Origin of the sequence: Streptomyces sp. NBC_01314 (assembly GCF_041435215.1) — a bacterium.
In the GTDB taxonomy this organism is placed as follows: Bacteria; Actinomycetota; Actinomycetes; order Streptomycetales; family Streptomycetaceae; genus Streptomyces.
The window spans coordinates 5780581-5793781 of sequence record NZ_CP108394.1; the positions used below are offsets into that span (position 1 = coordinate 5780581).

General features: G+C 71.4%; 11 protein-coding genes. 5 read left to right on the forward strand and 6 right to left on the reverse strand.

The annotated features are described in order from the left end of the window. Positions 1-9: 9 nt before the first annotated feature. On the reverse strand, positions 10-207 hold the full coding sequence (gene fxsA, locus OG622_RS25315; protein ID WP_037689515.1) for an FxSxx-COOH cyclophane-containing RiPP peptide: 198 nt from the start codon (positions 205-207) through the stop codon (positions 10-12). 380 nt (positions 208-587) lie between these two features. On the opposite strand from fxsA, the gene OG622_RS25320 reads away from it, so the two are divergent. Beyond that, positions 588-1547: an intradiol ring-cleavage dioxygenase gene (locus OG622_RS25320; RefSeq protein ID WP_371578918.1), complete on the forward strand. Its 960-nt coding sequence runs from the start codon at positions 588-590 to the stop codon at positions 1545-1547. Between the two features lie 9 nt (positions 1548-1556). After that, positions 1557-2393: a triphosphoribosyl-dephospho-CoA synthase gene (locus tag OG622_RS25325; protein ID WP_371578920.1), complete on the forward strand. Its 837-nt coding sequence runs from the start codon at positions 1557-1559 to the stop codon at positions 2391-2393. Between the two features lie 183 nt (positions 2394-2576). On the opposite strand, the gene OG622_RS25330 is transcribed toward OG622_RS25325, so the two are convergent. Together OG622_RS25330 and OG622_RS25335 are read right to left on the reverse strand one after the other, a co-directional pair. Next, on the reverse strand, positions 2577-4061 hold the full coding sequence (locus OG622_RS25330; RefSeq protein ID WP_371578922.1) for an aminopeptidase P family protein: 1485 nt from the start codon (positions 4059-4061) through the stop codon (positions 2577-2579). 345 nt (positions 4062-4406) lie between these two features. Continuing rightward, complete coding sequence (locus OG622_RS25335) at positions 4407-5930, reverse strand: PP2C family protein-serine/threonine phosphatase (protein ID WP_371584211.1); 1524 nt, start codon at positions 5928-5930, stop codon at positions 4407-4409. A gap of 513 nt (positions 5931-6443) precedes the next feature. Here OG622_RS25335 and OG622_RS25340 point away from each other — a divergent pair. Next, entirely contained in the window at positions 6444-7109 is a 666-nt protein-coding gene (locus OG622_RS25340; protein ID WP_371578923.1) for a bifunctional DNA primase/polymerase, read from the forward strand. 55 nt (positions 7110-7164) lie between these two features. Continuing rightward, positions 7165-7986: a hypothetical protein gene (locus tag OG622_RS25345; protein ID WP_371578924.1), complete on the forward strand. Its 822-nt coding sequence runs from the start codon at positions 7165-7167 to the stop codon at positions 7984-7986. 255 nt (positions 7987-8241) lie between these two features. Here OG622_RS25345 and OG622_RS25350 read toward each other — a convergent pair whose 3' ends face one another. The 3 genes from OG622_RS25350 to OG622_RS25360 form a co-directional block, all read right to left on the reverse strand. Beyond that, positions 8242-9231: a DUF5926 family protein gene (locus OG622_RS25350; protein ID WP_371578925.1), complete on the reverse strand. Its 990-nt coding sequence runs from the start codon at positions 9229-9231 to the stop codon at positions 8242-8244. Positions 9232-9382: 151 nt separating this feature from the next. Further along, the gene (locus OG622_RS25355) at positions 9383-9925 is read right to left on the reverse strand and encodes an ATP-binding protein (RefSeq protein ID WP_371578926.1); all 543 of its coding nucleotides are present in this window, start codon (positions 9923-9925) and stop codon (positions 9383-9385) included. A 422-nt stretch (positions 9926-10347) separates the two neighbouring features. Beyond that, entirely contained in the window at positions 10348-11157 is an 810-nt protein-coding gene (locus tag OG622_RS25360) for a glycerophosphodiester phosphodiesterase (RefSeq protein WP_371578927.1), read from the reverse strand. A 253-nt stretch (positions 11158-11410) separates the two neighbouring features. Here OG622_RS25360 and OG622_RS25365 point away from each other — a divergent pair, with 253 nt between their 5' ends. Then, complete coding sequence (locus tag OG622_RS25365) at positions 11411-13192, forward strand: S1C family serine protease (RefSeq protein ID WP_371578928.1); 1782 nt, start codon at positions 11411-11413, stop codon at positions 13190-13192. The last annotated feature ends 9 nt before the right edge of the window (positions 13193-13201 follow it).

Below are 13201 nucleotides of genomic sequence, written 5' to 3' on the forward strand. Positions count from 1 at the left end.
GGACGGGTGTCAGACGGAGGACTGGAAGGCCGCGACCGCGACCCTTCCCGGACCCGTCCGTTCGACGCCGTTCGACACGGCTCGGGTCAGAGCGGGCGACAGCGCGCCGCCGCCCCGCGCCGCCAACTGCACCAAGGACACCCGCTCCGGACCGACGGCGGCCGTAGTCCCTGACTCTTCGGCCGTGGGGTCGAGGGATGCGTTCATGGAGACCTCATCAATCTGTGCGTGGAAACTGACGGGGTTGCGGTCGTGCGGCTCGATGAAGCGGATGCCGACAAGAATTATTCACTCAAGCGTCGGCCGCAGAAGAAGTGAGCGGCCGACCGGGCTGACGGCGCCGATTCTTCGGTCAGCTGCTGGTCGCGACCAGAACATAGCCGACGCCGAGGAGTGCTCGGACGGCAACACAAGCCTCGTCCGTATTCGGGGCGGCAAACGTGAGAACCGTCTCATCGCCCCGGCGGGGTCCCGGCGGTTGGGCGGAATGCCCCGGGTTCCGGGCGTCTTCAGCGTTCTCAGCACTCTCAGCCCCCTCACAGCCGCACCTCAGCCGCCTGACGGACTGCGTCCCTAACTTCGCTGTCATGACGGGAAACCACAAAAGCAAAACGATCACGCGGCGCCGCGCTCTCGCGGTGACCGGAGGGGCGGTCGCCGCCGGTGGGATCGCGGTCGCCGGGTACCAGTCGGCGTTCGCGGACGAGACGACGAGCGGCACCGAGGCGACGGCCACGACTTCCACGACGGCCACGACGAGTACCGGCGACGCGTGCATGACGCTGATGTCCAACGTCACCGAAGGCCCGTACTACCTGGACGGAGCCCTGGTCCGGAAGGACATCACCGAAGGCAAGAGCGGTGTTCCGCTGACGCTGCGCCTCACGGTCGTGGACGCCACCGACGGCTGCACCCCCGTCCCCGGCGCGGCCGTGGAGATCTGGCACTGCGATGCCTGGGGCTACTACTCCGGCTACACCACCGCGAATCCCGGCGGTTCTGCGCCCGCCGAGAGCGAGGACGGCTCGACCGCCGACGACGCCACCTATCTCCGTGGCTACCAGATCGCGAACGCGAACGGGGTCGTCAAGTTCGAGACCGTCTTCCCCGGTTGGTACACCCCCCGCACCTGCCACATCCATGTGAAGGTGCACACCGGCGGCGAGAAGGAGGACGGCACGTACGAGGGCGGCAAGGTCAACCACACCGGCCAGTTCTTCTTCGACGACACCGTCGCTCAAGAGGTCTTCACCCTGGAGCCCTACTCCCGGCACAGTGGCAGCTACACCACCCTCGACAACGACATGGTCTACGACGGCGGCGGCGCTTCCAGCGGCCTGCTCACCCTCAAGGCCGTGAAGAAGGCCAACCCGGCCCGCGGTTACAAGGGTTTCCTCACCCTCGGCGTCGACCCCGACGCCGAGAACACGGGCGCCGGCGGCGGTGGCGGCGAAGGCGGTACGCCCCCGTCGGGCGAGCCGCCGACGGGCGAGCCCCCGACGGACGCTCCGACCGACAGCGCCACCAGCTCCGAGTCGGCCTCGTAGGCTACGCCCATGAGCAGCCGAGAGGACGAGACGCTGGCGCAGGCCGCGGTGGCCGCGCTCACCCGGCAGTTGGAAATGATGCCCAAGCCCGGCCTGCCCGACCCGCGCGACCTCGGCGCCCGGATCACCCGGCAGGACCACCGGGCCCTGCGCTGGTCGGCGAAGGCACTGGTGCCCGGCCTCGCGGCGATGGCTGCCTGCGCCCGCCGCAACGGCGCGGCGACCCCCGAACTCCGCGCCGAACTCGGCGCGATCGGGCGCTGCACCGAACACTCCATGCGACTCGCCGGAGGCGGACACCGCGGTGCCACCTGGGTGCTGGGCCTTCTGGTCGCCGCGGCGGCCATGGAACCCGGCGCCCGGGGGCGCGAACTCGCCGCCACCGCCAAGAAGATCGCCGCGCATCCCGACCGCCGGGCACCCAGGCGCCCTTCCCGGGGGTCGTCGGTCTCCGCCAAGTACGGGGCGGCCGGCGCCCGGGGCGAGGCCCGCGCGGGCTTTCCCCATGTACGGCGGGCGTTGGACGTCCTGGCCAAGGCGCGCACCGCCGGCACGCCCGAGCCGGACGCCCGCCTCGACGCGCTGCTCACGGTCATGTCGACGCTCCAGGACACCGAGTTGCTCTACACCGCCGGTCCCCACGGGCTGCGGCATGTGCAGGCGGGGGCGCGGGGCGTGATCGACGCGGGGGGTGTCATGAGTGAGGCAGGGCGTGAGGCTCTGACTGCCTTCGACATGGATCTGCAGGGACGGGGGTGGAGTCCTCGGGGGAGTGGGTCGTTGCTCGCGGGCGCCTTGTTCGTGGACTCCTTGCCCGTCACCTCGCGGGTACGGGCCGCCTCATAGCTCGGGGACGACTGTGATCGGGCGGGTGCGGGTCCGTCGTGGTCGCTCGCGCGGTTCCCCGCGCCCCTGAGGGCCTACGGCCCTTTCGGGCCGACCAGGCACGGGGCGCGGCCCCTGCTTTCTCAGGGGGGCGGGGAACCGTGCGGCCGGCCCCGCTCACCCGCGGCCGAACACGTACCCGCCCTACTCCCGGGCACCCTTCAACGCAGCCATCCACGCCTCGACCTCGTCGGAGCGGCGAGGCAGTCCGGCGCTCAGGTTCCGGTTGCCGTCGTCCGTCACCAGGATGTCGTCCTCGATCCGGACGCCGATGCCCCGGTACTCCTCGGGGACGGTGAGGTCGTCGGCCTGGAAGTAGAGGCCGGGCTCGACCGTCAGCACCATCCCCGGCTCCAACGTCCCGTCGACGTACGACTCGACGCGTGCGGCGGCGCAGTCGTGGACATCCATGCCGAGCATGTGGCCCGTGCCGTGCAGGGTCCAGCGGCGCTGGAGGCCCAGCTCCAGGACCCGCTCCACCGGGCCCTCGACGAGCCCCCACTCGACCAGCCGTTCGGCCAGTACGTGCTGCGCGGCGTCGTGGAAGTCGCGGTACTTGCCGCCGGGCCGCACGGCGCCGATACCGGCCTCCTGGGCGTCGTACACGGCGTCGTAGATCTTCTTCTGGATCTCGCTGAACGCGCCGTTGACCGGCAGGGTGCGGGTGACGTCGGCCGTGTAGTACGTGTGCGTCTCGACGCCCGCGTCCAGCAGGAGGAGGTCGCCGGAGCGGACCGGCCCGTCGTTGCGGACCCAGTGCAGCGTGGTGGCGTGCGGGCCGGCGGCGCAGATGGAGCCGTAGCCGACATCGTTGCCCTCGACCCGGGCGCGCAGGAAGAACGTTCCCTCGATGTAGCGCTCCGAGGTGGCCTCGGCCTTGTCCAGCACCCGGACGACGTCCTCGAAGCCGCGCACGGTCGAGTCGACCGCCTTCTGCAGCTCGCCGATCTCGAACCCGTCCTTGACCAGCCGGGCCTCGGAGAGGAAGACCCGCAGCTCGTCGTCGCGCTCGGCGGTGACCTTGTCGGTGAGCGCCGCCTCGACGCCGGCGTCGTACCCGCGTACGACCCGCACCGGGCCGGTGGCCTCGCGGAGCCTGTCGGCGAGTTCGCGCACGTCGCCGGCGGGGATGCCGTACAGCTTCGCCGACTCGGTCAGCGAGTGGCGCCGCCCGACCCACAGCTCGCCCTGGCCGGAGAGCCAGAACTCGCCGTTCTCCCGGTCGGAGCGCGGCAGGAGGTAGATCGTCGCCTCGTGGCCGTCGGCCACCGGCTCCAGGACCAGGACGCCGTCCTCCGTCTGGTTGCCGGTGAGGTACGCGTACTCGACCGACGCCCGGAAGGGGTACTCGGTGTCGTTCGAGCGGGTCTTCAGGTTGCCCGAGGGGATCACCAGGCGGTCGCCCGGGAAGCGCGCCGAGAGCGCGGCGCGGCGGGCGGCGGTCTCGGCGGCCTGCGCGATCGGCTCCAGGCCGTGCAGCTCGGTGTCGGCCCAACCCGACTTCATGCTCTCGGCCAGCTCGTCGGACACGCCCGGGTACAGGCCGTTCTTGCGCTGCTTGATCGGCTCCTCGGCTTCGGTCGCCTCGGTCTCCGGGGTCGCCGGCTCGAGCTCGTCCGCCACGGTCATCCTCCTAGGTACGGCACTGGACCGCGTCCATCGTACGGTCGTACCGAAGGGGACACGGGGCCCCCGAAGCACCTCTCACGACGGGTCACCGAGCCCTCACGGGAAGCAGCCGAGACGACCCGGCCCCCCAGCCCTCGGCACGCGAGGAAACCACCACGCACGCCTCGGCGTGCACAGGGCTGCCGACGCCGGGCGGGCCGACCCACGGTGGCCACGACACCCGGCTCAACGACGCACAGTTCAACGACGCACGGCACGGCGACGTACGGCAGGCGACGCAGGGCGGACGGTGTGCGGCGCTCGCGGCGCCGGGCTCGGGCGGTCCGCGGCGCTCGGCCACCGGCCCTACTCGAACCGTACCGCCAGCAGCACCACGTCCTCCGTGCCGTCGGCCTCGTCGATTCGGTCCGGCAGGACGGTGCGCAGGACGTGGTCGGCGACGGCGCCGGGGTCGGTGCGCAGGGGCCGGGGGACGCAGGCCGCGGCCGCGTGGAGGCGGGCGAAGGCGCGGTCGACGGGTTCGCCGGTGTGCTGGAGGAGGCCGTCGGTGTAGAGCAGGACGGTTTCTCCTCGCTCGGCGGTCAGCTCGACGCTCGGTGCCTCCCAGCAGGCGAGCATGCCGAGCGGTGCCGACAGGGACGTCTCCACGAACTCGGTGCGCCGCTCGCCGATCACCAGCGGCGGGCTGTGCCCGGCCCCGGCCAGCGTGATCCTGCGCAGCGCGGGCTCGACGTAGGCGAAGAGCGCGGTGGCGGAGCGGGCGGGCTCGGTCAGGCGCAGCAACAGCTCCAGGTCGGAGAGGACGGCGACGGGGTCCTCGCCCTCCATCACGGCGTACGCCCGCAGTGAGGCCCGCAGCCGCCCCATCGCGGCGATCGCGCTGGGCCCCGACCCTGTGACCGAGCCGACCGAGAGGCCGAGCGCGGCGTCCGGGAGCGGCAGCGCGTCGTACCAGTCGCCGCCGCCGCGCGGTCCGGTGCGGTGCCGGGCGGCGAGCTGGACGCCGGCGACACGGGGCAGCCGGGAGGGGAGCAGTTCCTCGGCGATGGTCGCCATGCACGTGCGCGTGCGCTCGACCTCGACGAGCCGGGCCAGATGCTCGGCCGCGTACCGCGTGTACAGCCCGGCGAGGTGCCGCTGCCGCTCGACCGGCTCCGCGGGCTCGTCGTACAGCCAGACGGCGGCGCCGATCGGCGCGGCTCCCTCGGCGGACAGGGGGAGCGCGTAGCTCGCCGCGTATCCGAGCCGGGCGGCGACCTCGCGGTGGCGGGGGTCGAGGCCGTCCTCGGCGAACAGGTCGGGCTGGGCGATCTCGCCGTCACCGCCCGGCAGCCCGTCGAGGATGCGGCCGTAGGGCAAGGAGCTGCGCGGCACGGTCTCGATGTGGCCGAGGTCGGCGCGGCCGAGGCCGAGGCCGATGGTGGTGTCCGGACCGAGGCCGTCGCCCGGTTCCAGGACGACGAGACCGCGGCGGGCGCCGACCAGGGCGGCTCCGGCGTGCAGGGTTTCCTTCAGCGCGCTGTCGAGTGAGTCCGTGCGTGTCAGGCGTTCGGTGAGTTCGTGCAGCGTCGTGAGATCCGAGACCCAGCCCGCGAGTCTGTCCTGCAGAACGGCCTCGGGAGCGGTGCCCGGTCCTGCGGCTGGAGGGGCCGATGGGGTGCCCGGGGCGGCGGGCGCGGGCGCGACAGTGTGTGCGGGGGAGGGAACCGTTGAATCGATTCCAGCCACTTTCGGAGGGTGAGGGGCGTTCATGGTTTCCGGCTTTCCGACCGGTGCGTATTGCTCAAAAGCATCGCAAACCCCCATGTCATTCTGCTCCGCTAGCAGTCTCTCCACATGTACACGCACTCGTGATGAGATGTCCAGTATTGTCCTGCTGGGATATCTGGTGTCCGTGCGGCGCTGTTGGACACCTGTCAACTTCTTGTCCAGTCCTTTGGAAACACCAAAGTTGACTTAAAACTGTTGTGGTGAACGGTGTATTGAGGTCGACTGGCCTTGTTCAACAGAGCGTCACAGCGGTCGTGATGGGTACGTACTCGGTGAAGACCAGGGGCGGCGGAGGCCTCCCGGAACCTGGCGACGGAACCGGGCGTCCTATCCACCGACGACCGAGCCCCATCCTCCCGTGGCGGAGGCGGCGAGCACATGCGGGACAGCAAAACGCCAGGCGCCGCCACCCCTACGCCATGCCCATGCTTTTGACAGACGCAAGTCGACGCAAGCGAGGGACGCGGACGTAACCGAGCTCGGCCCGCAGGGGTTCCCCTTGTCCGCGACAGGGGTGTGATGCGCCAGCAGGTACGCACAGTGCAGTGAACGACACATGTTGTGATGTGACCCACGGTGTTGCCATGCGTGCAACGGAAAGGACGAGCGCTCATGCGCGAGATCCCCGGAAAGCGACGCAGGCTCCTGTCCAGGCGCAACGGCGGGAGGCCCGAGCTTCTTGAGCAGGCCCTGACGTTCGCGACGGAATGGCAGTGGCCCGTACTCCCGGGGGTGGCGCCGGATCCGCAGGGGCGTGCCCGCTGCGGATGCCCGGACCCGGAGTGCGTGGTGCCCGGCGCTCACCCCTTCGACCCCGGCCTGCTGGCCGCCACCACCGACGAGCGCATGGTCCGCTGGTGGTGGGGCAACCGGCCGACGGCACCGATCGTGCTGGCCACCGGCGGCGCCGCCCCCTGCGCGGTGAGCCTGCCGGCCCTGGCCGCCTCCCGTGCCCTCGCCGCGCTCGACCGCACCGGCATGCGCCTCGGCCCCGTGGTCGCGGCCCCGCACCGCTGGGCGATCCTCGTCGCGCCGTACTCCATGGAGCAGTTGGGCGAGCTGCTCTACGCCAAGGACTTCGTCCCCGGCTCGCTCCGCTTCCACAGCGAGGGCGGCTATCTGGCCCTGCCCCCCTCCGAGACCGGCCACGGCATGATCCGCTGGGAGCGGGCACCGCTGCCCGGTTCGGCCGAGCCGTGGGTGCCCGACGTCGAGGCGGTCGTGGACGCGGTCGTCGACGCCCTCACTCGTACGGGTGTGAGCGCGCCCGAGTTCTGAGCCCGCCCGGCGCGCGCGGAGCCGCGCGCCCCCGGTCGGTCGTTATCTTCCGCACATGCAGCGTTTTCCCGGGGGCCGCGGGGCCCCTCCGCGCGGCCGCCACAGCGCTCCCCCGCCCCCGAGCCGTAGAACACCCGAGCCGGCGCGCGGCGGGCCGGATCCACGCCGGCTCCGCCTCGCGGGGCTGACCGCCGCGGTCGCGGTCGCGCTGGGTCTCCCCCTCGCCGCCTCCGCCGGCCCGCTCGACGTACATACGTCCGAACGTGCCCCCACTTCCGAACATGCTCTCCCTGCCGAGCCGGACCGTGCCGTCGACCGCGCCGGTGAGGCCGTCGGACCCGGAGGCGGGCCCGACGAGCGGGCGGGCGGGGTCGGTGAGGCCGCCGAGAAGTCCTCCGGGCGCGTCGATCCGAAGGCGGGTGGGACGGGCGGACCGGACGGGCGGACGACGGGCGGCGCCGACGCGGAGGACGCCGCGGCGGACACCGCGGAGGATGATGCCGCGCGCTCCTCGCGTCCTCTGCTGGGCCTCGGACTCGCCACCGCCGCCCGCTGCGGCCCCGAACTCACCTCCCCCGACGGCATCGAGGCGCAGACGTGTGTCCTCACGCAGGGCGACCAGACCTGGGCCCGCACGTACTACCGCAACGCCACCGGGCGGGAACTCGTCGCGGTCCTCAGCATGATGGCGCCCGGCGGGCACACCGTACGGATGCACTGTGCCGTGGGCGCACACGACGAGCCTGGGGCGTGCGAGACGCCCAGGGGGCGTACGCGGGGCGTGGCGGGGGCGTACGCGGCCGTGGCGGAGTTCGCGGCACCGGACGGCGGTGGGCCGCTGTTGCTGCGCTCAGGGAGTAACTCAGGCCGCTCGTAAGGGCGTTGACGCCGAGCGGGATCGGTACGGCGGAGGCGCTCCGGATCCCGGGCATGAAAAGACCCGGTTGCTGGCGACGGGGGATGCACCAGCAACCGGGCTAATGAAACCGTAACAAGAGATCGGCGCTTCGCAAATTCGATCTCGGCTATTCGGACACGAATTTGCCTGTTACGTAGGGGAGTTGTGACAGGAGTCACCACATCTCGAACGCACTTGATCAACTGACCGTCAGGTCAGCCCCGGCACGCACGGTCAGCTGAGCGTGACCTGCCGGTTGGTGAGCCCGCCGCGCGCCCGGCGCTCGTCGGGGGTGAGCGGGGACTCGTCGGCCAGGGCGGTGGCGAGCCGCTCGGCGAACTCGGCCGCCGGCTTCTCGATGTCGTCCGCGCCGATTCCGCTGGGGAGGTCCCAGACCGGCACGGTGAGGCCGTGAGCACGGAAGGAGCCGACCAGACGGGTGCCCTCGCCGAGGCTGGAGCGCCCCGCCGCGTGCAGCCGGGCGAGAGCGTCCAGAAGCCGCTCCTCGGCGTGCGGCATGACCCATCGCAAATGGTTCTTCTCGGGGGTCTCGCACCAGTACGCCGCGTCGACGCCCGCGAGCTTCACAGTCGGGATCGCCGCGGAGTTGGCCCGCTCCAGGGAGGCGGTCACCTCCGGGGTCGTGTTCTCCGTGTCCGGGACCCAGAACTCGAAGCCCGTGTGCACAACTGGCTCGAACTCACCTTCGGGGTCGAGCAGGTCCTGCAGGCGCGGACCGTCGGCCGGGGCGCGCCGGCCCTGAACCGGAGTGCCCGGCTCGGCGACGAGGGCACGCCGGAGGGTGTCGGCGAGGTCGCGGCTGATGTCGCCGGACGCCGTGTCGTTCTGCAGGCCCAGCAGGACCGTCCCGTCGTCGCGGCGCAGCGCGGGCCACGCCATGGGCAGGACGGTGGCGAGCGTCACCGACGGGACGCCCTCGGGGAGCGCGTCCTTCAGCTTCAGCTCGACGGTGGCGGCGGGCACCAGCTCGCGCAGCGCGATCCAGTCGCCCTCGCCCGGCAGGCCCTCGAAGGGGCGCTGCACCAGCTCGGTCACCGCATGGGCGGCGGCCCGGCCGTGACAGGCCTTGTAGCGGCGGCCGCTGCCACAGGGGCATTGCTCGCGCGCGCCGACAACCGGAACCTGCCCATCGGCGCCTGCGGCACCGACTCCGCCGGTGCCCTGCGGGCGCTTGGCCTTCGTTTGGGGTCGCTTCTTGGCCATCGTGGGTGTCTCCCGATCACGGCTCGTCTCGTACTCGCGCGAGCCTAGCCGCTCGTACGACGCCCGACGGGACCCTGTGGACAACGCACCGAGTCGTCCGGGAACCGGTGGTTCAGGCCAGGTTGTACCCGCCTGGCCGCCGCCCGGTGGGTCAGTCCATGTCCTCGAACGCGTCCGCGAAGTCCAGGTCGGGAACGGTGGAGACCGAGGGAGCGACGACGCGGCCGGCGAAGTCCTCCCTGCGGTGGGCGCGGTAGAAGTCGTCCTGGACGACGACCCACACCGTGACCTCGCCGCGGGCGTCGTTGCGCACGCCCCAGTCGTCGGCCAGTGCCGTGACGATGTTCAGCCCGCGGCCGCCGTGTGCGGTGACCGAGGGCGTGGACGGAAGCGGGCGGGTCGGACCACCGCCGTCCGTCACCTCGACCGTGAGCCGCCCGGTGGGATCCATGCGCCAGGCGCAGCGCACATCACCGTCACCCGCGAGTGCGTCACCCAGCGGCCTGCCGTGTTTGCAGGCATTGCTGAGCAGTTCGGAAAGGATCAGTAGGGCGTCGTCGATGACCGCTTCCGCCACTCCACCGTCGCGCAACTGATCGCGTACCCGGTGCCTCGCTTCACCCACGCCCGCAGGGCCATGGGGTACGGCCATGCTCGACGACGTGGGCACCTCCTGTGCCACCACCAACGCCACCCCCGAGACCTCCTTCGCCCCACGCCACGGTGTGAATGCCCCATTGGACTGGACTGGAAACCGGCCGGAACACGTGCTCTGACGCACTCACAACAATCGAATACGGACCGAACGCGCCGGTGTACCCCCCGTAGTCGACTGGCTGAATTTCGTCCCCGAAATGCCGACTTGTCCTCAGGTGTGGTCCGGCCGTCTTGGCGGAATTATTACCTCCGTCAAGGGTGGTGCGACGGCGTCGACGGGTGGCGGCGTGGTGGTCGCAGGTGTGAACAGAGGCGTGTTCGGAGCTGTCGCGGAGGACGTGTTGGAAGCTGTCGGATCGGTGTGTTCGAAGGTGTCGGAGACTGTGGGCCCGGTGGTGCTCGATGGCACCGGAGAGGGCGCCGGAGAGGGTGCCGGAGGGGGCCCTGGAGAGGGGGTCGTCAGCGACTGAGTTGGTCGAGTACCGCGCGTGGGCGGTTGGTGATGATGGCGTCGATGCCCAACTCGACGCAGAGGTCGACGTCCTGGGGCTCGTTCACGGTCCACACGTGCACCTGGTGGCCCGCGTTCTTCAGGCGCTCGATGTACGCGGGGTGGTTGCGCACGATCCGGATCGAAGGGCCCGCGATCCGGACACCGTTCGGCAGCCGCCCGTCGCGCAGCCGGGGTGAGACGAACTGCATCAGATAGACCGTCGGCAGCGTCGGGGACGCGGTGCGGACGCGGTGCAACGAGCGCGCCGAGAAGCTCATGATCCGCACCGGCGAGTCGGCGGCCGTGTCCGGAGCGTCCAGGCCGAACCGCTTCAGCAGGACCAGCAGCCGCTCCTCGACCTGGCCCGCCCAGCGCGTGGGGTGCTTGGTCTCGATGGCCAGCTCCACCCGGCGCCCCGCGTCGGCCACGAGTTCCAGCAGGCGCTCGAGGGTGAGGACGGAGGTGTCCGCCCGGTCCTCGGGGGTGACCTCCCAGTCGGGGGCCTCGTCGCCGTTCTTCCAGGAGCCGAAGTCCAGGGCGGCCAGGTCGGCGAGCTCCAGCGCGGAGACCGCGCCCCGGCCGTTCGACGTACGGTTGACGCGTCGGTCGTGGACACAGACGAGGTGGCCGTCCGCCGTCAGCCGGATATCGCATTCGAGGGCGTCCGCACCGTCCTCGATCGCCTTCTTGTACGCGGTCAGGGTGTGCTCGGGGGCCGCCTCGGAGGCCCCTCGGTGGGCGACGACCTGAATCGGGAGCTGTCGTACGTGGGTCACCGCGTCATGGTGCCACCGTGACGGGGTACGCGTGGGGGCGGTGACCGTGGACGACCGGGTTCGTACGCACAGTACGCGCCATTAGTCCAATAGATCCTATATAAGGGATGGTCCTGGACCCACAGGCACCGCTTATGGTGCCCTGACGGCTCGTGGGAAAAGCTGACCTCATACAAAACTTGCGCACAGTCCGATGTGCGATCAAGAAGAGTCGACCGCCACAAGGTGAAGCCGTGGATCGAGGAGAAAAGCTGTGAGCACCGAGAACGAGGGCACTGCGGTACCACCGGCCCCGTCCGCACCTCCCGTGCCGGTGGAAACTCCCGCTGCCTCCGCGCAGGCCCCGGCGCACGAGCCGAGCGCGGCCCCGGCGGAGCCGACCGCCCCGGCGCCCCCGGCCGGAACGACCGCCGACAACGCACCGACGACCCAGCTCCCGCCGGTCCCGCCGACGGCCCCGAAGCCGGACGCGACCGCGGTGCAGCCGCAGGTGCCACAGGCGGAGCAGCCGACGGCACAGCAGCCGGTGGCTCATCAGCCCGTGGCTGATCAGCAGCACCCGGAGCTGGTGTCCGCCGGGGCGCCCGGTTACGCGGCGGCGGGCCAGGCCCAGGGCTATGGCATGGGCCAGGCGCCCGGCGGGGGATACGGCCAGGCGCCCGGCGGGGGGTACGGACAGGCCCCCGGTGGGGCCGGGAGCTCCGCGCCCGACGCCGCCTGGCCGCCTCCGGCACCGCCGGCCGTCCCGTCGTACGCGGACAACGGCGGTGGCGCGTACGCGGACGGCAGCGGCGCGTACGGCGACGTGGGCGCGGCCGGAGGAGCCGGCGGCACCGGCGGTCCCGGCGGGCCCGGTGACGGCGGCTGGGGCTCCTCGTGGCAGCAGACGCAGCAGCCGGCCCCCAAGCCGGCGGGCAACAAGCGGGGTGGTCTGATCGCCGCGATCCTCGTGGCCGCGCTGGTCGCGGGCGGGGTCGGCGGCGGCATCGGCTACACGCTGGCCGACCGCAACGACAACTCCAGCGGTTCCACCACCGTCGCGGCCTCCCAGAACGGCGGAGACGTCAAGCGCGCGGCCGGCACGGTCGCCGCCGTGGCCTCCTCCGCGCTGCCGAGCACGGTCACCATCGAGGCGTCGAACAGCGACGGCGACGGCGGTACGGGTACCGGCTTCGTGTTCGACAAGGAAGGCCACATCGTCACCAACAACCACGTGGTGGCTGAGGCTGTCGACGGCGGCAAGGTGACGGCCTCCTTCCCGGACGGCAAGAAGTACGACGCGGAGGTCGTCGGCCACGCGCAGGGGTACGACGTGGCGGTCATCAAGCTGAAGAACGCCCCGTCTAACCTGCAGCCGCTGACGCTCGGCGACTCCGACAAGATCGCGGTGGGCGACTCGACGATCGCGATCGGCGCGCCCTTCGGCCTCTCCAACACGGTCACCACGGGCATCATCAGCGCCAAGAACCGCCCGGTGGCCTCCAGCGACGGCTCCTCCGGCAGCAAGGCCTCCTACATGAGCGCCCTGCAGACCGACGCGTCGATCAACCCGGGCAACTCCGGCGGCCCCCTCCTCGACGCCCGCGGCAACGTCATCGGCATCAACTCGGCCATCCAGTCCGCCAGCAACGACAGCTTCGGCTCCGGCCAGGCGGGCTCCATCGGCCTCGGCTTCGCCATCCCGATCAACCAGGCCAAGAACGTGGCCCAGCAGCTGATCAGGACGGGCAAGCCGGTGTACCCCGTGATCGGTGCCTCGGTCTCCCTGGAGGAGGGCACGGGCGGAGCGAAGATCACGGATTCCGGTGACGGTGGCGCGGACTCCATCACCGCGGACGGGCCCGCCGCCAAGGCCGGCCTCAAGCCCGGTGACGTCATCACCAAGCTCGACGACCATGTCATCGACAGCGGCCCCACCCTCATCGGCGAGATCTGGACCCACCTCCCCGGCGACAAGGTCACCCTCACGTACACCCGTGACGGCAAGACCCGCACGGCGGACGTCACCCTCGGCGAACGCGAGGGCGACAGCTGACCCTCGTCG

Coding starts and splice junctions, on each gene's coding strand:
- fxsA (WP_037689515.1), bottom strand. CDS start 207: ATGAACGCATCCCTCGACCCCACGGCCGAAGAGTCAGGGACTACGGCC.
- OG622_RS25320 (WP_371578918.1), top strand. CDS start 588: ATGACGGGAAACCACAAAAGCAAAACGATCACGCGGCGCCGCGCTCTC.
- OG622_RS25325 (WP_371578920.1), top strand. CDS start 1,557: ATGAGCAGCCGAGAGGACGAGACGCTGGCGCAGGCCGCGGTGGCCGCG.
- OG622_RS25330 (WP_371578922.1), bottom strand. CDS start 4,061: ATGACCGTGGCGGACGAGCTCGAGCCGGCGACCCCGGAGACCGAGGCG.
- OG622_RS25340 (WP_371578923.1), top strand. CDS start 6,444: ATGCGCGAGATCCCCGGAAAGCGACGCAGGCTCCTGTCCAGGCGCAAC.
- OG622_RS25345 (WP_371578924.1), top strand. CDS start 7,165: ATGCAGCGTTTTCCCGGGGGCCGCGGGGCCCCTCCGCGCGGCCGCCAC.
- OG622_RS25350 (WP_371578925.1), bottom strand. CDS start 9,231: ATGGCCAAGAAGCGACCCCAAACGAAGGCCAAGCGCCCGCAGGGCACC.